Consider the following 18,438-nt stretch of genomic DNA (forward strand, 5'->3'; position numbering starts at 1 on the left):
CGCTCGACGGGGTGTCGCGCCGCCGTCAGAATCAGCCAGCCATGAGCGTATATCTGGTGACAGGCGTGTCCGGGTCTGGCAAGTCGACCCTCGCGCAGGCCCTCAACGACCGCGGCATCGCGGCAATCGACACCGACGAGGACCAGGAACTGGCCCGCTTCGTCGACGCGGCGGGTGCCGTCGTACGCCGTCCTGACGAACCTGATCGCGAGTGGCTGGCCGCGCACCACTGGGCCTGGAACCCCGCGCGGCTCGACGAGTTGCTCGCCGCGCACCGCGACGAGACGCTGTTCCTGTGCGGCAACGCGGACAACGCGACCGACTTCGGGGACCGCTACGCCCAGGTGTTCCTGCTGGCGGTCGACGAGGTCACGATGCTGCGGCGGCTGGCCGATCCGAGCCGTACGAACGACTACGGGCTGGTCGGCGACACCGGGGAGCTGGTGAAGCGGTGGCGGCCCGGGTTCCAGCGCCGGCTGCTCGCGGTTGGCGCGATCCCGATCGACGCCAACGCTCCACTGCCCACCGTGATCGACAGCCTTCTCGGGCATATTTATTAACTCAGTAACATTGTTGTACGAGTCAGTGGCCGCCCGAGGACGAGAAGCGGGCTGGGTGAACTCGCCCGGATCTGAGGTTTCCGCCGGTCACCCCAGGCCCGTACGGGCGGATTCGAAGGTGACCACCGTCGCTTCGGACCCTAAGCGGCCAGTCGGGATGTCAACGCGCGCGCGCTCGGGGTACGGTATAGACACGAGTGATGCCATCTGAAAGGGGCCGCTGGTCGGCCCCATACTTCTGTTTGAGGGGGTCGAGCCATGGGGCGCGGCCGAGCAAAGGCCAAGCAGACGAAAGTCGCGCGAGAGCTGAAATATAGCTCGCCGAACACCGATCTTGAGGCGTTGCAGCGTGAGCTGTCCAACGGTGACGACGGTGGCGGGCGTGGCGGGTCCCAAGACGAGTCGGATGACGCCGACGACGATCGATGGGCCTCCTCAGACCGTTGAGTGACTGACCGGTTCCGGCCGGTCAAGAATGCTGAACGGGTTCACTGATGGATGAAAAGACGACAGGCGCAGTGCTTCACGGCGATGCACCTGTCGTCTCTTCTGCCATGTCACAACGGCAGTGTCTGCGTTCGTACTAGTCGACGGCGTCGTCGCCCAACTCACTCAGGGCGACGGTCGCCGTCTCGACGAGCCTGCGTAGCGCCACAGAGCTGGCGCACAGGTCGAATCCGTCGGTGCCACCGAACCGGATCTCGACCTCGTCGCTGTACCTGTGAACGAGACACTCGATGCTGGTCTCGTCGTGTCGCATCGCCCAGGCGCTCACGTATACAAACGTGTCATCGTGCTGCCCTCCCCCGGCTCACCAGGTTTCCCAGTGGTGGTGGTCGGCAAGGACCGGCCGCGGCTGGTGAAGGTGCTGGAGGGCCGATCCAGCCTGTCCACCGAGGAGCTGGAGGCGCTGGTCGACTTCCTCGGCGCCCAACCGGACCGCCGCGCCGAGATCCTGCTGCTGGGCATCGACGCCCGCAAGCGCTCCGGCCCCAGCCCGTACACCGACCTCGCCCCAGGCTCCTTCCAACGCCTCGCCCAACGAGAAGCCCTCGCCAGCGACATCTGGGCGTACGAGCGCGGAGTCTTCCCGGCTTACCTCCAGTCACCTGACTACGTCGAGGCACTTATGGACGCGGCGGACGGGATCTGGTGGGAGTCATCGGACTCCGAACGGGCGAAGCGGGTCGCCTTCCGACTCGAGCGGCAACGAACCGTCTTCCATCCGGAGCGGCCAAAGCAGGTCGACGTCTTCTTCAGTGACGACACGCTGATCGCCGAGGTCGGTGGGCCTGACGTGATGCGGCGGCAACTGCGACACGTCCTGACGGCTGGTTCAAGAACACTCGCAGCAGCGGCGGAAGCGACAACTGCGTCGAGGTTCGGCTCGCCACCGACGAGGTCGGCGTACGCGACTCAAAGAACCGGACGGCCGGCGCCCTGCACGTCACCCTCAGCTCCTGGGGGCACTTCACCACGGCCCTGAAATCCAACCGCCTGACCGCCTGACATTCAGTGCGGCACGGCCGTCGACTCCGTCTCCTGGCTGACCCGGCTCATTCACGTCACGACCCTCGGCTTGGCCGCGGTCCGCCAACAGAAGTAAGGCTACCCTTATCGAGCGGCGGGCCTTACGATGACGAGGCGGACAACGTCGGGAGGCTGTTATGCCGGAGCGTTTTTCCGAGGTGTTGCGGGCAGCGATCAGGCAGGTGCACGAGCAGGCCAACGGGGCCGCGTACATTGGAAAACTGCTGTCCGGAGAATTGGCGTTGGCCGACTTCGCGGAGCTGGCTACGCAGCACTATTTCCTTTACACCGCACTGGAAGAAGTGGCCGATTCGATGCGGCACGACCCTGTGGTCGGACCGTTCGTCATCGACGGGCTACGGCGCGTACCAGCATTGGCCGAGGATTTGGACTTCTTACTCGGCCCGCACTGGGCAACGACCATAGAACCCAACGCTGCCACCAAAAACTACTGCCAGCGGTTGCGTACGGTAGCGCGGCGCTGGCCGGGCGGATTCGTCGCTCATCACTACACCCGCTATCTCGGCGACATCGCCGGCGGCCAGGTTATCCGGGCCAAACTCCGGACGCAGCACGGGATCACCGGCGCTGGCGCGAAGTTCTATGCTTTCGACACTATTGGAAACACGGTGTTGTTTCGCCGGCATTATCGGACCCTGTTGGATTCCACCGGCTGGGACGAGCTCGAACGCGCCCAGGTGATCGCCGAGACGAAATACGCTTTCGCGTTGAACGAAGCCGTTTTCGCCGAGCTGGACCGGGACCTGGCCGGCTAGCCGACTCGCTCCGCCGGCGACTTTTCCCGCGAGCGTACGAATGCACCCGCACTGCGCAGCGCAGTCGCGGCTTCCGGGAGAAACGACCAAAAGAAGTGAAAAGTGTGCGTCGGCACCGGATAAAGCTCCAGGCGTACGTCCACACCACACTCGGTCGCCCGGTCGGTCAGCATGCGGGCATCTTGCAGCATAGTGTCGCCCGTCGCGGCCTGGACGAGCATGGGCGGCAAACCGGTCAAGTTGGCGTGCAGCGGACTCACCCGCGGATCGTCGATGGGCACACCGCCCAAATAGGAGTCGACATAGCCGGTCACCAACTCCCGGATAGGGACCGCTGTTCGCGCTGACGATGGCATTCGGCTGGGCATGGTCAGGTCGAGCCACGGACACAGCAAAACAGCGGCCGACGGCAGCGGGATTCCCTCGTCGCGCAGCCGGATCATCAACAACAGAGCCAAACATGCGCCTGCGGAATCCGCGGCGACGACGAGCTGGTCTGGCTTATGGCTGGTCAGAAGCCAGCGATAGACCGAAACCGCGTCATCCAGTGCGGCCGGGAAGGGATGCTCCGGCGCAAGCCGGTAGTCGGGAATCACAGCGGTCGTCCCGGTTTCGGCGATCAATGCCGCCACCAGCGCCCGATAGCCAAAAGCCGATCCCAGCACGAAACCGCCGCCATGCAGGAAAAGCAGCTCGGTCGTGCCGGCCGGCAGCGCCGGGGTGAGGCGCAGGCCGGGCACGCCACCGGCGCTGACCGGCAGCACTTCCACGTCGGAGGACAACGGAAACTGCGCGTGCATCCGCTCGTTTGCCGCTCGTACGGCGCAAAGATCGCCGGCGTCCCGGCCAGCGGCGACGATCGGGTCGAGCAGAGTGACCATCCGGGCGTCCAGCTCGCCGCCAACCGCACGAGTCGCTTTCAGACCGCGATCAAGCTCGGCGAGCACGGTGCGCGCGGAGTCCAGGAGCGCCTCACCGGCCAGTGTCAGCTCGACGCGGTGGGTCGAGCGATGGAAAAGCTGACAGCCCACCACCCGCTCCAGCGACCGGATCTGCCGGCTGAGCGCGGGCGCCGACACGTACAAACGCTCGGCGGCGCGGGCGAAATTGAGATTGTCGGCGACCGCGACAAACGCCCGCAGGTGCTTCAGGTCGACGGCGTCGGCGCCGGGCGCGAAGGGCAGGACAGCGGGCGGCTCTGGCATGGGAGCCAGTATCGCCCATCGCGCGGCCGGCCGGTCTTGCGTTTCCGGTACGACTGCCGTGCCATCGACACCTTAAGGGAACACGTGTCCCGTCGTTACAATCGGAATCCGATTGTCACAATAGGAGGCGGCTGACCTGCGGTGATGGGGCTGGCGGTGACAGTCGGGCAAAAGCACCTAAGGTGCGTACGAGCGGACCATCCGGGCTTCGCCGGTGCCGGCGACGATCTCGCCGCACGCCCATGCCGGCACGTGCCGGGCGGTGAGCACCGCGAGCGCGCGGTCGGCCTCGTCGGCGGAGACCACCGCGACCATGCCAACGCCCATGTTGAACGTACGCTCCATCTCGTCCTGCTCCACCCGGCCGCGACCGGCGACCAGTTGGAAGACCGACGGGACCTGCCATGTCGAGCGATCCACCACAGCGTCCACGGTGGGCGGAAGCACCCTTACGAGGTTGCCGGCGAGGCCGCCGCCGGTGATGTGGGCGAGCACCCGCACCTGCGTCTCGACGATCAGCTCGAGGCAGTCCTTCGTATAGATCCTGGTCGGCGTCAACAGAACTTCGCCGAGCGGGCGGTCGTCGTCGAGATCGTCCACCGTGGAGTCCAACGGCATTTCCGCGCCGCTCAACAAAACATGCCGGACCATCGAGAATCCGTTGGAATGCAAGCCAGACGAACCCATCGCGATGACCACGTCGCCAACCCGCACCGAGTCGGGCTTCAACACGTTGTCCGCGTCGACCACGCCGACCGCGGTGGCGGCCAAGTCGTACTCGTCCGGCTTCATCAGCCCGCCGTGCTCGGCCGTCTCGCCGCCGACCAGCGCGCAACCTGCCTGCTGGCAGCCTTCGGCGATGCCCGCGACGATGGCGGCGATCCGCTCCGGCACGACCTTGCCGCAGGCGATGTAGTCCTGAAGGAAAAGCGGCTCGGCGCCGCACGCGACCAGGTCGTCGGTGACCATCGCGACCAGGTCGATCCCGACGGTGTCGTGCAAACCGGTCTGCTGCGCGATGGCGAGCTTCGTCCCCACCCCGTCGGTCGAGGAAGCGAGCAGCGGCTTGCGGTAGCGGCTGGTGTCGAAGGCGAACAGGCCGGCAAATCCACCCAGGTCACCGACCACCTCGGGGCGGTGGGTGCGACGCACGGCCGAGCGCATCAGCTCGACCGCGCGGTCGCCGGCGTCGATATCGACACCGGCCTGCGCGTACGTGGCGCCCTGCTCCGGCCCGCTCACGGCCGGCGGAGCGCGTCGGCGCCACCGGGACTCGCGGTCAGGGTCGGCAGCGCTTGGCCATGCGGCGCCGGCTGCACCCTGCTGCCGATGCCCTCCAGCAGGTGTTTGCCGATCATGTTGTCCTCCGGCAGCGGAATGGGATAGTTGCCGTCGAAACACGCCATGCACAGCCGGTTCGCCGGCTGCTCGCTCGCGGCCACCAGGCCGGCCAGCGACACATAGCCGAGCGAGTCCGCGCCAATCGAGGCGCGGATGCCGTCGTTGTCGAGGCCGTTGGCGACCAGCTCAGCGCGGCTCGCGAAGTCGATGCCGTAGAAGCACGGCCAGGTGACGGGCGGGGACGAGATGCGTACGTGCACCTCCAGCGCGCCGGCCTCGCGAAGCATCCGTACGAGCGCGCGCTGGGTGTTGCCGCGGACGATCGAGTCGTCGACGACCACCAGCCGCTTGCCGCGGATCACGTCCCGCAGCGGGTTCAGCTTCAGCCGGATGCCGAGCTGGCGGATCGACTGGGACGGTTGGATGAACGTCCGGCCGACATACGAGTTCTTCACCAGGCCGAGGCCATAGGGAATTCCGGAAGCTTCGGCGTATCCGACCGCCGCCGGGGTGCCGGACTCCGGAACCGGGATCACCAGGTCAGCTTCGACCGGGTGCTCTTTTGCCAGCGTACGGCCCACTTCGACGCGGGTGGCGTGCACTCCGCGGCCGGCGATGGTGGTGTCCGGGCGGGCCAGATACACGTACTCGAACAGGCAGCCCTTGGGCTTGGGGTTGGCGAACCGCTCGGACCGCAGGCCGTGCTCGTCGACGGCGATCAGCTCGCCCGGCTCGACCTCACGCACCACGCTCGCGCCAACGATGTCCAGCGCGGCGGTCTCGCTCGCGACCACCCAACCGTTCTCCAGCCGGCCCAGGACGAGCGGGCGCACACCCTGCGGGTCACGTGCCGCGTACAGCGTCTGCTCGTCCATAAAGACCAGGCTGAAAGCGCCTCTGACAGTGGGGAGGACCTTCAGCGCGGCGGCCTCGACGGACAGGTCCGGGTCGCCGCACAGCAGGGTCGCGAGGATCGCGGTGTCGCTGGTCGCGTCCGGGCCGCTCATCTGGACGCCGCTCATCTCGACCGCTTTCGCGGCCAGCTCAGCGGTGTTGACGAGGTTGCCATTGTGCGCGAGGGCGACCGTTGTTCCGGTCGTGGTCGAGCGCAGGGTCGGTTGCGAGTTCTCCCAGGTGGGGCCGCCGGTGGTGGAATACCGGTTGTGGCCCACTGCCAGGTAGCCGTTGAGGCTGGTCAGAGTCGTCTCGTCGAAGACCTGCGAGACCAGCCCAAGCTCCTTGTAGACGACGACTCGGGACCCGTCGCTGACCGCCATGCCGGCGGCCTCCTGGCCGCGGTGCTGCAACGCGTACAGGGCGAAATAAGTGAGCTTGGAGACCTCTTCGCCGGGTGCCCACACCCCGAAGACGCCACACGCGTCCTGAGGGCCGCGCTCCTGGGGGTCTAGATCGTTGGTCAGCCGGCCATCGCCCCTTTTGCGGGCGCCACTGCCTGTGGCCACGAACGCGCTCCTGACTGGATTTGTGGCGGGGGAAGCGTGCGAGATCAAGTCTACGCTGCCGGCCTCTTCCGGTCGTATCGGCGCAGCTACACCCCCCGCCACTCGCTGTGACGTTGTGTTGTCCGCATTGCCGCGATGCGTGCGTTGGACGCACGCATCGCGCCGATGCGGACAACCTGGGCGTACGGAGGGTGACGGGTTTGGGTGTCCCGGAATGTGGGCTGACCGTACGGCCGCTGGACGGCGGGAGGTCGGCGGTGCTTTCATGGGAACGTGACCAGTTGGCCAACCACCCCGCAGGCAGTGCGCAGGCTGCCCCGCGAGTTCTGGGTGTCGCGCCGCGGCCACCTCTTCGACGAGTGCTGTCCCTGACGAGGACCACGCCGTCCACCTGAGGTCATCGGACCCGGTGGTGGCACCCTTTTCGTCAGTCCTGGAGCAAACCGTCGTGTCCCCCGTGCATCTTGAGCCCTATCTGCTCTCTCCCTCCGTCCTCACCCGTACGGCCATCAACCAGCGAGTCGCGGCGCTCGCCGCGGACACCGACCGGTGGCAGTCGCTGCTGCACTACTCGACCGACGAGCGGTGGTACGCACAGCTGGAAAGCAACCCGTACTACGACGCGTGGCTGCTGTCATGGACTCCTGGCCAGACCACCGAACTGCACGACCACGGCGGCTCCTCCGGCGCGTTTACCGTGCTCACCGGCAGTTTGCGGGAGGTCGTACTGGCCGCCGGACTGCCCCGGCACGTGGACCGGCCGGCCGGCTCGACGGTCACCTTCGGGTCGAAATACATCCATGACGTCGGACACGCTGGCCACGGTCCAGCGGCCAGTCTGCACGTCTACTCGCCGCCGCTGTCGACGATGAACTACTACGCGATCGACCGCGGCGAAGTCCTGCGTACGCGTACCGAGGCCACCGAAACGCCCGAACGCGGCTGGCCGCGGCACCCGGCGCTGGCCACGCTCACGGCGGTGTCCTGACCGTGACCCGTACGATCGACGACCTGCTCGCCGAGTCGAGAGCCCGGCTGGACCGGCTGTCCCCGGATGAGACCTTCACGGCGGCCGCCCACGGCGCGATCCTGGTCGACATCCGACCCGCCGCCCAACGGCTGGTCTCCGGCGAGGTGCCGGGTGCGCTGATCGTCGAGCGGAACGTGCTGGAATGGCGTTTCGACCCGGCCTGCGACGCGCGGCTGCCGGTGGCCGTCGACCACGACATTCAGGTGATCGTGCTCTGCGAAGAGGGCTACACGTCAAGTCTCGCGGCGGCCGCCCTTAAGGACATCGGTTTGCACCGCGCGACCGACGTGGACGGCGGTTTCGTGGCGTGGAAGGCAGCCGGACTGCCGACTCAGATGTCGTCCCAGCGGGTCGCCTCGTAAATCTTCGCGAGCAGTTCCATCGCACGGTCATCGATCGGCAACGTCAGATCGTCCACTCTAGGCCAGCCGCGCGGACCCCATGCGGCGCGAAACTGTCGTACCCCTTGGGCAGATTTGCCCCCACCCAGTGACGGGTGGGGGGCGGGTTCGAGGACCAATGTTCAACTAAAAATTACAGTTTGCCTCTCGACCCACCCCCCGCCCGTTCAAAGGGAGGGGGAAAGAAAAACAGACACGTACGACAATTTGGCGCCCCATCGGCGTGTCGGGGACTGCGCGGGGCGAGCGCCCACCCAAATTCTGACGCGCGTAGGGGCCGCGTCTGCCACCATCGTCGGTGTTGTGTCGTGCAGGCGAGTTTCACTGGACCACGGCGTTGGCCAGGTCCTTCACAGAGGAGGGTCGATGGCACTCGGGCCGGTGTTGGTGTTTGGTGTCGATCCCGCAAAGATTCCGGGCGACTGGGATCCTGAGCCGGTCATAGCGGCCATCGCCCGCGGTCACGCCCGTTTCGCCGACCACGCCATCGAGGCCGACCTGTGTTTGGTGGCAGTCGACGAGGACTCCGAGGCAGCGGTCGTTCGAGCACTGGCCGACAAGGAATACACCTGCGTGGTGATCGGCGGCGGGATCCGCAAACACGAGCCATATCTTGAGTTCTTCGAGAAGGTGGTCAACCTGGTTCGGCTGCATAAGCCCGGCGCCGCCATCGCTTTCAACAGCAGCCCCGAAGACACCGTCGACGCGGCACTGCGGTGGCTTTAGGTTCGGGGTGAGGGCAGGTCGAAGTAGGTCATCATGCCGGCGGCGAAGCCCAGGTCGCCCCTGACTTTCAGTTTGCCGGTCATGAAGAGCACCGGTGCGGACGCATTCTTGGTGATGAGCTTGAGAAAATCGGCCGGGCCGATGGTGATGGTGACGCGCGGGTCGGCCGTACGGCCACGGGCGGCATGGCAGGTGCCGGCGCTGATGACGCTTTCATAGCGGTCGTAGCCGTCATCTTCGGTTGGACTGCCAGCGAACCGGAAATGCACCACGGCGCGCGCCTCACCGGCGCGGTCGGGGCGAAAATGTGACTGCATCCGGCGGAAGATCTCGTCCAGCACCCGGCCGCGCAGCAGCGGGTGGGACATCACCGAGTCGACCTGCCCCTTGGACGCATGCGCGATCAGGTCGGCGAAAATCTCCGGGTCCATAGTGGACAGCTCCAGGTCCGCGCCACCGGCGGCCAGCCGGTCGAGCTGGCTGAGGGCACGGACGAAGTCGGCCCGGGTCAGCCCGCGCGGGTCGATGCCGGCGGCCAGCGCGTTCAGGTCCAGCTGGGCGATCCGCTCGTCTGCCGGGTCCAAGCCCGCCAGCAAGTCGACCAGCTGGGTCGGGGTCAGGCCCGCGAGCGCCGCCGCGGTGAGGTCGGTGCCGGCCATCTACGTCTCCGTACGCAAGAGTGTGAAACAGCGCACAACCGAACTTACTCAAGAGTAGATAAGCCCGCAAGATCTAAAGGAGGTGCCAGGTCGTCTCGCAGGTCGCGGACACGCTGACCAGCTCCGGCTCCAGGCTGAGGTTGCTCACGTCCACCGCCTGACCGCCGCCGTAGGCCATCATCCGCGGCTGGAACCCGCCGCCTTGGTCCACCAGCTTCACCAGCGGACCGAGCTGGGCGCCGAGCGATGTCGCATAACCCTCGGCCGTGACCCGGGCGTCGGTGAGCGCCGCGCCCTGAGCCTCCCGCCGAGCGTCGGTCGAGTCGGCCAGCAGCCAGTGCGGCCCGTCCAGCTCGGCCGGCTCCAGCGCCGCCAACCGACCCACCAAGTCAGGCAACTGAGTCAGATCACGGAACACCAACACATACCGCTGTTGGGCGACACTGCCGACCCGACGATTTTCCTCCCACTGCTCAGAAACGCTCAGTAGCCGACTGGCCACTCGTACGCCGACCACCTGCATCGCCGGTTCCACGTCGCCCAGCCGGGCGTTGAGTGCGGTCACCGCCTCCGCCCGGGTGGTGCCCGCACCCTGGAAACTCACCGTCAGCCTGGCCCGGTCGGCGAGTCGCTCCACCTGACCGGTCCCCGTCGTCACGATTTCCGCCATCCGACCAGCCAACCGTGCCGCCGGTACCGCCCGCAACCCGGCCCGAGGTTTTCGTCAGCGGACGCGAAAGACCGGGCCACGAGGGGTGAAGGGGAGGCCGACGCCTGCTGGTACGAGGAAAGCGTGCTCGCGTCTTACCCGTACGACATCGCATTCGCCGTCGGTGATGACCAGAATCGGACCGTCTGCGGGAAAATCCGGTGCGTGCTCCAGCAAGTTGACGCCAGGCTGCAGCACTGTGCCGCCCCGACCTCGCACCTTGACCCGGCCGGCGATGTCCTCGACCGGCAAGTAGCCGGCGTCGTACGCGACCGCGTCACAAAAGACGACACGAGCCGCCGGCACGTCCCGGCTCATCGCGTACGAGGCGATGGCGCCCAGCGCCTTGCCGAGCAACTGGGTGTCCATCGACCCGGAAGTGTCCAGCACGACACCGAAAGTCGGCCGTTTGGCGAGTTCCTCCGGGCGGCGCCGGCCGGGTCGCGGGATGTCCGGGGTGGACGCCTGGCGGCGGGAGGCGCGGGCGTACGAACGGACCGGCAGCGGTGGGCGTACATGCTCGTCGAACCAGCGAGCCAATCGGGCATCCCAGGCCAGCGGCGGATGTTCCAGTGCCCGAATTTCCTGTTCCAGCCCAGCTGGCAGCAGCCCCCGACCGTTGGTGTGGTGATATTCCAACCCGGTCGCCAAAGCTCGTCGATAGAAGTCGTCGAGGTTCGTCGCTCGAACCCGATCCGTGCGCTGCCAAGGCAGTGGCGCCGACACGTCCCGGCGCGACCCGCGCCGCTGGGCGGCCTCCGGCGCGGAAAGCCAATCCCCTAGGACATCTCCGGCCTTCCGGCCGCCGAAAGTCGTCAGTTTGCGGGCCCTGCGCAAGTCGGTCGCGAGCGTGTCGTAGACAGATTCCGCTGACAGGCCAGCCAAACTCGGGTCATAAAGCGACTGTTCCGGAATATGCCCGACAGCCATTTCCACCAACCAGCCGTTGATGACATAGTCGCAGGCCACATTCCACAAATAATGATCGCGGCCATCGGCACGATCACCATGCCGCAGTGCCGCGTGCAACATTTCGTGTGCCAGCACGAAACGCCATTCCTCCGCCGACAAAGCCGCACGCGGATTGATATAGACCTCGCCATATTCGGCATTCACCGCGGCCACCGTGATGTCCCACGACCGGGCGATTTCCGGGTCGTCGACCAACGTCAACCCAGCCGCGACGGCACCCAGCAACGGGTACGACGACACGAACCAATTAAGCGCGCGATCCCATTCCCGCATGGTCTTGCGGCGTACCGCCGATCCGCGCTGCTCAGCGGCCTGCTCGACGGCGGCCGCGACCGCATCGGCCAGGCCTGCTGCGAAAAGGTCCGGGTACGAGACAGGGCGCCAGGCCGACGGCGTCGGCGGACGGTGATAGTCGTCGGCGACTTCCAAGCAGGGCCGCGCACCCGCGGTGCCACAGCTGCGAAACTCGCTCGGAATGCCGGAGACTCGCCACTGCTCCAACAGAGTTGTCTCGTCTCCTCCCGGAAAAGCCGGCAGCCAGACCAGCGGCCGGCCGATCCGGGCCGCGTCGGCAAATCGGTTGACCGCCACATCGCAGGCGGCCGCATAAGCGGCGTCGACGGTGTCGTCAGGCTGGACCACGGCTGATTCGGTCAGCCTCGAGCGGTCCAGGTGACCGAGCCCGAGATGCAGCAGCAGGTGGGTGAAAACCCAGGCCCACTCGGCCGGCTCGCCGTCGATTTCGGTGTTGCGGCTGATACACCCGGCCGTGTCGACAATCGCGAATCCGCGCCGCAGCGAATCGCTTTCACGAACCGTGACGTACCGCGCGAGCCGGGCCAACGCCGGATTTCCGGTCGCCTGCTTCCATCCGTCGTCGGCGGCCTTCGCCCGGCGCTTGGCCGCTGCGGTCTGGTTGGTTGTCACGCCCGAGCGGCGACCAGCCGCGGCAGGTCGCGCGCGGCCTCCAGCAGGAACCAGGACGGCAACGCCGGGCTGCCATCTTCCGCGTTCGCGTTCGCGATCGCGAGTTGCGCTATCTCCAGCGAAATCTCGGCCAGCTCCACCAGCAATGTCTTGGCGCGAAAGGCGAACCGATGCGCGGTCGGCGACGCGTGCCTTTTGTCGGCCGGAAGTTCCCGGGCCAGCCGAGCCCGAAAAGTCTCGGCCAGGAAATAGAGCAGATCCCGGTCCTGCGGCGCGGCCGGCCAGCGGGCGTCACCCTTGAGGATCGCCTCGAAGTCGTACGCGTGCCGGACAGTCTTGAGATAGGCCCGAAAAGCCGCCGCGTGGGTGGGCGTCAGCGTCGCGTAACCGAGCATCGCGATGGTCTCGTCGGACACCTCCGGCCCGTACGAGTGCAGGGTGTCGGACAGCATGTGCCACGACCGTGGCGTGGAGAACGGTTCCTCGGTTTTGGGTGGTGCACTCCACAAATGGTCCGGCCGCTGGGTGAGGTAGTCGACGATCCATGCGTGAATGCCGTTGTTGGCCGCCCACTTGAGCCAATCCGCCGCATCGGCCCGCAAATGGACGTGCACCAGCCGGTTCACCAGCGCGGACGCCATTGGCCGAGCCAACGCCTGGTCAGTAGCCCGGTTGCCGGCACCTATCACGATCGACCCGGCCGGCAGCTCGTACGAACCGATGCGGCGATCCAGGATCAGCGAATAGAACGCTTTCTGGACATCCGGCGAAGCGGCGTTCAGCTCGTCCAGGAAAAGGCAGTACGGCTCGTCCCGGGCGATCTGCTCGGGCGGACAGAACCGGCTCTTCCCGTCCACGATCTGCGGCACGCCGATCAAATCCTCCGGCGCGAGCTGCGTTCCCAACAGCGACACGCATTCCAGATCGAGTGAGGCGGCGAATTGGCGTACCAATGAGGATTTCCCGATTCCGGGAGCTCCCCACAGAAACACCGGACGGACCACGGCGACGTTCACCAGCACCTCCGGCAACTGGGCCGGGGTGACGGTCGTTACGGACTGCACGGGGTCTGACTGGGGTCGCTCATACGTCCATGATCCCGCAGCCGTGCAACTTGATTTCAGTTAGGTTAGCCGGAACCGCAGACGGCACACGACCGCACACGTACGGCGACCGACCGCGCGAGCCACCACCGCACCGCGCCGGTTGCGCAGGATCCGCTCCCAGAGCCGCGTCGGCTCGATTTCCCCGATCAGCACGACAACGCGCCCTTCGGGCAGTGACTTCACATATCGTACGATCGGTTCGTCGATGGTCCGATGCGCGGAGTCGAGCATCACCAACGGCACGTCCGGCCGCCATTGCTGCCACCGCTCGGCAAATTTCCGGTTGGCTTCGGTCTCATCGTCGAAAGCGACATGCAAAGCCACCACGCGGTCACCCATCGACATCGCGGTGGACAGACTTTCGGCCGCCAGCCGGGTAATCGACACCACTGGCACGACCACCACACAGCCGGTCCGGCGCGGCTGCGCCGGCATCGCATCGACATCGATCGCCGCGCCAATCCGCTGGTACGCGCGACGGACAACGGTGAAGCCGACCACCAGCAGCGGCAACACGAGGACGATCAGCCAGCCGCCTTCCAGGAATTTCGAGGCGGTCACGACAAGAAGCGCGGCCGCGGTCATCGCCGCACCGAACACCGAGAAGGCCGCTTTCCACCGCCAGGCGCGGCCGCGGACCTCCCGCCAGTGCCGGAACATCCCCACCTGACACAGCAGGAATCCGACGAAAACCCCGATCGCGAACAGTGGTACCAAAATGTTGACGTTTCCGGCGGTGCCGATCAGCAGTGCGCCGCTCAGCGCGGCCAACACGAACACACCGTACCTATGCACCATCCGGTCCGCGCGCAGCCCGAAGACATGTGGCAGGAAGTCATCAGCGGCGAGTTTCGCGGCTAGTACGGGCAAACCACCGTACGAAGTGTTGGCGGCAAGCGCCAGCAAGACCACTGTGGACAGTTGGACGACGACGTAACCGACGCCGTTTCCCAGCGATCCCTCGGTGACCAGCGACAGGATCGTACGACCCGCGACCGGTCGGGCGCCGTACCGGTCGATCACCACAGCGAGGCTGATCAACAGCACGCCAAGCAGCAGACCCAGGCCGGCCTCGGCCGTACGTGCCCGGCGCTGCCGCGGTTTGCGGAAGGACGGCGTCGCGTTGGCGATCGCCTCCACCCCGGTCAGCGCCGCGCAGCCGTTGCCGAATGCGGCCAGTACGAGCAGAATGCCGACCGATCCGACCGTCACCGGCTGGGTCGGCGCCGGTAGCGGATGCACCGGACCACCATGAATCAGCCCGATCCCCACAACAATCAGGACCGCCACCACGAAAACCGCCGCAGGGAGCGCGAAAAGTCGAGCACTCATGGCGATTCCGCGCAGGTTGATCGCGGCGATGACCAACAAAACGACCACACACAACTCAGGCGTCCATGCCAGCAATGCTGGGAAAGCCGAGGTCAGCGCGGCCACGCCGGCGGCCACCGAGACGGCGACGTTCAGCACGTAGTCGATCACCAGCGAAGCGGCCGCCACCAGGCCCGCCGAGCGGCCGAGGTGCCGGGTAGCGACGGTGTACGCGCCGCCGCCGTCCGGAAAGGCCGCGATCACCTGCCGGTAAGTGGCGACCAGCAACAAAAGCAGCAGAACGATGGCGATCGTCACCGGGATGGTGGCGCCCATGCCGACCGAGCCGGCGGCCGCCAGCACCAGCACGATCGCCTCCGGCCCGTACGCGACCGAGGCAATCGCGTCGAGCCCCAACCCGGCGATGCCGGTGACCGAGGTCAGCCGGTGTTTCTCGTGGTCCCGCACCTGCTCGGCAGGCTTGGTCAAAATGGCCGTCACCAGGTCATGGTCGGTCGTTCCCGGCCGCTCTCAGCAGGGCCTTGACGGATTCTTTACGGCGGCGCGGATTTCCTTACGGGTTCCTGACATCCGATGTGGGCGCGCTCACCCGCTGGTTGGGCAACACGTCGTACGGATCCTCGATCAGACCAGTCTTCACCGAATAACCGTCGAAGGCATTCTTCGCCAGCCGGCCGCCAGGCAGCAGCAGGAACTTGGACGGTTTGTCGATGCACACCGGGAAAATCGTCAACACGCCGTCGGCGGCGATCCGGAGCCGGAGGAAGTTCTTGTACGACGGCATGCGCAGCGCGCAGAACAGTTCGTTGTAGTTGGCACCGAAACCGGTCGCCGTCAGGAAGTAAATCGCACAGCAAGCCAATCCGGCGACGAAGCCTGCGACGGTCACCCAGGCCAGATAGGCGGTGACGAAAAACGCGCCGGAGGAGTGCGGCGCCACCATCCCGGCGACCCACTGGAAAGCGCCTTGCACGGCGAAAAACGCCGCAGCCTGTAGCACGGAATGCAGGATTGTCAGGACCAGCCGTACCGGCCATCGCTGGTCGACTGGCACGGTCCAGCAACAGAACAGCAAAATGGCCACGATGATCCAGACGCCCGGCGAAGTCGCCAGCGCGCCGGCGAATTCGAGCACCCCGTACGCCGGGCCAGCCCCCGCTCTGGGCGGCGGACAGGACGCCGTGTTGGGCGCACACAGCGGCGCGATCCTCGCCAACACCTGGCCGAAACTCACCTCGAAGGCGGCCGCGGCACGCAGGGCATGCCCTTCGATCAGGGTCGCCAGCAAGTAGATCCCGCAGAAGAACAGGCCGAGCGGCCAGTTGGTGAACATTCGCCAGAGCACCTGGATGCTCAGGTTTCGGGACACTTTCCGGGACGGATACGTGTGAAGGAGGTTCGCGTATTCGGCACCTGGCGGCGCGGCTGGCTCGGCAGGAGCCTGCGCGGCCGTCCACTGTGGACGACGCTTGCTCATCCGGCGGAACGAGCCGGACAGGTCCAGCCGCGGCCAGAACCGCCATAGGTCATGAGTGGACAGCAAATACGCGCCGCCACCACCGGCCGTCACGTACTGCACCTGTTCCTCGGGTTTGTCCACCTCGTCGATATACCGGCTGTAGTGGTGTAAATCTCCCGAAAGGCACAGCCGCAGCCGGCCGCCACCGCACACCTGCTCGCGGAAAAACCGCAGCACCGACAGCTGTTCCTGGTCAGACATACGCGCCGCCAGCACCCAGAACGGCGACGGAAGCACCAGGATGACGCTGTCCGTCGGCTGGATCTGCGGCGCGACCACGGTGGCGAAGAAATCCCGCTGCGCGAAATCCAGCCGGCCGTCCAGCGCGGTGTCGGCGCCAAGCACCCACCAACCGCGCGGCAGCCGGCGGGCGAAATAGGAATGCCGCTGGTTCATCGTGCGGGCGCCGAGCCAGTGGCCGGGGCTGAACAGCTCACTGAACGCGTCGAGCCCGTCGTACCAGTCGTGGTTGCCCGGGATCGCCACCACTTCGAGGTTCGGATCGACCTCGTCGGTGTGCTCCGCGAGTGCGTACGGGCGGAGGGTGCGGTCGAGATACTGCGTCTGCGACGGCGTCGGATAGACCTCGTCGCCGCCGAGCACCAACAGCTGGCCGCGCGGACAGTCCTGCCCGGCGAGCGGCAGCGTCGGCTCGGCGAGGGCGTACGCGACCGCGTACGTGGCGTCGAAGCCGTCACCGATGTCGGCGGCGAAATCCAGCCAGTACGGATCGTCGCCGGCCGGCTCGACCGGCGGCGTATCCCAGTCGTCGGCCGGCGGGAACAACGCGGCCTGGGTCACGCGGCGATCCGAATAGCCGCGCATCAGCGCTGTCACACCGGCCGCGAAGCCGGACTTGGCCAGCACGATCGGGTCGGCCCACGACACTGGGGCGCGCGGTCGGAACTCTGGGGCGATCTCGTCTACCGAGCGGGACGGCACGTCCTCATCCTGCCATTTTGGTGGCGAGTTCGTGCGCCCCGGCGTCCCAGATCCGCACAATCGGATTCCGATTGTCACAGTCCCGCAGGTTTGCCCAGCTCAGGGCCCTGCTCTTGGGACAATCGGAGTCCGATTGCGCAGTCAGAACTGAGCGCGCGCTTACTTACGTGACGTCCAAAACCCACGTACCCACCCCCCGCCCTTCAAAGGGAGGGGGCCAAGAATTCCACCCCGGTACGACAATTTCACGCCGTAGCACGTACTGGACGCCACCCAGCCACACCTTCGCGCCGCCGCAGGCACTGCGACAATAGACTCAGCGGCGACAGGGAGGTCTGGGCGTGACGGAGGATGCGGGACAGCGACGGCGTGGACGGCACTCGGCGGCGCCGGTGAAGACCAGCCGGCACTCAGCTCCGGCTCTGGCTCAGGTCCCAGCTCCGCAGCCGCAGTTGCCGCAGCAGCAGCGGTCTGACGAGCGCTACACACCAGGCCTCGCTTCTCGGGCGGTGGCCTTCATGGCCGGCCGGCGGGCCGAGACGCACGCGCGCTTCTTCCTACCGCATCTCGCGCCTGGGCTGAATGTGCTGGACCTCGGCTGCGGACCGGGCACGATCACCCTTGGGCTGGCCGCCGCGGTGGCGCCAGGCGCGGTTCTGGGCATCGACGCGGGGTCTGAACAGCTGGAACTCGGGCAGCGGGCAGCGACCGCGGAGGGCGTCACGAACGTACGGTTCGACCAGGCGTCGGCGTACGCCGTTCCGCTCGCCAACGACTCTGTGGACCGGGTCTTCTCGCACGCACTTTTGGAGCATCTGGCCGAGCCCGAGCGAGCGATGGCCGAGGCCTACCGGGTGCTCGCTCCCGGCGGCGTCATAGGGGTCTGCTGCCCGGCCTGGGACGGCTTCCTGCTGGCGCCTGGATCAGAGGAGGTCGACGCCGCGATCGCGCGTTATCGGAAGTTACAAGCCGCCAACGGCGGAGATCCGCTGATCGGGCGGCGGCTCGGGACGCTGCTGGGTGGGGCCGGGTTCACCCAGGTGCGGCTGGACGCGCGCTACGAAAGATACGTCGACGCGTACCGGATCTCGGAATATCTGGCCGAGCAGCTGGACACCGAGGGCGAGTCGTCGCATGCCGACACGCTCCGCCAGTGGGCCACCCAGCCGGCGGCCATGTTCGCGCAGGCCTGGGTGTCCGCCACCGCCCGCAAACCGTAGGCCATCCGATTGGGACGCTG

General features: G+C 66.7%; 17 protein-coding genes and 2 pseudogenes. 9 read left to right on the forward strand and 10 right to left on the reverse strand.

The genetic code is table 11. The annotated features are described in order from the left end of the window. Window positions 1–560: AAA family ATPase (locus ABD301_RS12985; RefSeq protein ID WP_344310206.1), on the forward strand; the 560-nt coding region annotated here is incomplete at its 5' end. Between the two features lie 258 nt (window positions 561–818). Continuing rightward, window positions 819–1,007 carry a DUF3073 domain-containing protein gene (locus ABD301_RS12990; RefSeq protein ID WP_163568623.1) on the forward strand — a complete coding sequence of 63 codons (189 nt, stop codon included), beginning with the start codon at window positions 819–821 and terminating at the stop codon, window positions 1,005–1,007. 136 nt (window positions 1,008–1,143) lie between these two features. Here the strand turns inward: ABD301_RS12990 and ABD301_RS12995 are convergent, their stop codons facing one another. Next, window positions 1,144–1,335 (reverse strand): hypothetical protein, encoded by a 192-nt coding sequence (locus ABD301_RS12995; RefSeq protein ID WP_163568622.1) that lies wholly within the window; start codon window positions 1,333–1,335, stop codon window positions 1,144–1,146. 90 nt (window positions 1,336–1,425) lie between these two features. On the opposite strand from ABD301_RS12995, the pseudogene ABD301_RS13000 reads away from it, so the two are divergent. The 3 genes and pseudogenes from ABD301_RS13000 to ABD301_RS13010 form a co-directional block, all read left to right on the forward strand. Then, window positions 1,426–1,842 (forward strand): annotated as a pseudogene (locus tag ABD301_RS13000) (Scr1 family TA system antitoxin-like transcriptional regulator); the annotation flags it as partial. Window positions 1,843–1,949: 107 nt separating this feature from the next. Further along, window positions 1,950–2,069 (forward strand): annotated as a pseudogene (locus ABD301_RS13005) (DUF397 domain-containing protein); the annotation flags it as partial. Between the two features lie 158 nt (window positions 2,070–2,227). After that, window positions 2,228–2,866 (forward strand): biliverdin-producing heme oxygenase, encoded by a 639-nt coding sequence (locus ABD301_RS13010; protein WP_344310208.1) that lies wholly within the window; start codon window positions 2,228–2,230, stop codon window positions 2,864–2,866. Here the strand turns inward: ABD301_RS13010 and ABD301_RS13015 are convergent. The 3 genes from ABD301_RS13015 to purF all read right to left on the reverse strand — a co-directional run bounded on the left by ABD301_RS13015 (window position 2,863) and on the right by purF (window position 6,833). Then, entirely contained in the window at window positions 2,863–4,071 is a 1,209-nt protein-coding gene (locus tag ABD301_RS13015) for an alpha/beta hydrolase fold domain-containing protein (RefSeq protein WP_344310210.1), read from the reverse strand. The genes ABD301_RS13010 and ABD301_RS13015 overlap by 4 nt on opposite strands. A 177-nt stretch (window positions 4,072–4,248) precedes the next feature. Then, window positions 4,249–5,313: a phosphoribosylformylglycinamidine cyclo-ligase gene (gene purM / locus ABD301_RS13020; RefSeq protein ID WP_344310212.1), complete on the reverse strand. Its 1,065-nt coding sequence runs from the start codon at window positions 5,311–5,313 to the stop codon at window positions 4,249–4,251. Continuing rightward, window positions 5,310–6,833, reverse strand: coding sequence for an amidophosphoribosyltransferase (gene purF / locus ABD301_RS13025; protein ID WP_279580457.1), 1,524 nt, complete (start codon window positions 6,831–6,833; stop codon window positions 5,310–5,312). The genes purM and purF overlap by 4 nt, the downstream gene beginning before the upstream one ends. A 490-nt stretch (window positions 6,834–7,323) precedes the next feature. Here purF and ABD301_RS13030 point away from each other — a divergent pair, with 490 nt between their 5' ends. The 3 genes from ABD301_RS13030 to ABD301_RS13040 all read left to right on the forward strand — a co-directional run bounded on the left by ABD301_RS13030 (window position 7,324) and on the right by ABD301_RS13040 (window position 9,032). Next, on the forward strand, window positions 7,324–7,863 hold the full coding sequence (locus tag ABD301_RS13030; protein ID WP_163568619.1) for a cupin domain-containing protein: 540 nt from the start codon (window positions 7,324–7,326) through the stop codon (window positions 7,861–7,863). After that, window positions 7,860–8,267, forward strand: coding sequence for a rhodanese-like domain-containing protein (locus ABD301_RS13035; protein ID WP_163568641.1), 408 nt, complete (start codon window positions 7,860–7,862; stop codon window positions 8,265–8,267). The genes ABD301_RS13030 and ABD301_RS13035 overlap by 4 nt, the downstream gene beginning before the upstream one ends. Window positions 8,268–8,672: 405 nt before the next feature. Further along, window positions 8,673–9,032 (forward strand): hypothetical protein, encoded by a 360-nt coding sequence (locus ABD301_RS13040; RefSeq protein ID WP_163568618.1) that lies wholly within the window; start codon window positions 8,673–8,675, stop codon window positions 9,030–9,032. Here the strand turns inward: ABD301_RS13040 and ABD301_RS13045 are convergent. The 6 genes from ABD301_RS13045 to ABD301_RS13070 form a co-directional block, all read right to left on the reverse strand. Beyond that, window positions 9,029–9,691, reverse strand: coding sequence for an SCP2 sterol-binding domain-containing protein (locus ABD301_RS13045; protein ID WP_163568617.1), 663 nt, complete (start codon window positions 9,689–9,691; stop codon window positions 9,029–9,031). The genes ABD301_RS13040 and ABD301_RS13045 overlap by 4 nt on opposite strands. Before the next feature lie 73 nt (window positions 9,692–9,764). Beyond that, window positions 9,765–10,349: an SIMPL domain-containing protein gene (locus ABD301_RS13050; protein WP_344310216.1), complete on the reverse strand. Its 585-nt coding sequence runs from the start codon at window positions 10,347–10,349 to the stop codon at window positions 9,765–9,767. A 66-nt stretch (window positions 10,350–10,415) separates the two neighbouring features. Continuing rightward, a complete protein-coding gene (locus ABD301_RS13055; protein ID WP_344310218.1) occupies window positions 10,416–12,299 on the reverse strand; it encodes a vWA domain-containing protein in 1,884 nt (627 codons plus the stop codon). Next, window positions 12,296–13,363 carry an AAA family ATPase gene (locus ABD301_RS13060; protein ID WP_344310220.1) on the reverse strand — a complete coding sequence of 356 codons (1,068 nt, stop codon included), beginning with the start codon at window positions 13,361–13,363 and terminating at the stop codon, window positions 12,296–12,298. Before ABD301_RS13060 ends, ABD301_RS13055 begins: the two co-directional genes overlap by 4 nt. Before the next feature lie 60 nt (window positions 13,364–13,423). Then, entirely contained in the window at window positions 13,424–15,217 is a 1,794-nt protein-coding gene (locus tag ABD301_RS13065) for an APC family permease (RefSeq protein ID WP_344310222.1), read from the reverse strand. Between the two features lie 73 nt (window positions 15,218–15,290). Beyond that, window positions 15,291–17,198, reverse strand: a complete 1,908-nt coding sequence (locus tag ABD301_RS13070; RefSeq protein WP_344310224.1) for a metallophosphoesterase family protein — start codon at window positions 17,196–17,198, stop codon at window positions 15,291–15,293. 341 nt (window positions 17,199–17,539) lie between these two features. On the opposite strand from ABD301_RS13070, the gene ABD301_RS13075 reads away from it, so the two are divergent. After that, the gene (locus ABD301_RS13075) at window positions 17,540–18,418 is read left to right on the forward strand and encodes a methyltransferase domain-containing protein (RefSeq protein ID WP_344310225.1); all 879 of its coding nucleotides are present in this window, start codon (window positions 17,540–17,542) and stop codon (window positions 18,416–18,418) included. Window positions 18,419–18,438: the final 20 nt, after the last annotated feature.

Source organism: Fodinicola feengrottensis, from assembly GCF_039530045.1.
Taxonomy (GTDB): Bacteria; Actinomycetota; Actinomycetes; order Mycobacteriales; family HKI-0501; genus Fodinicola; species Fodinicola feengrottensis.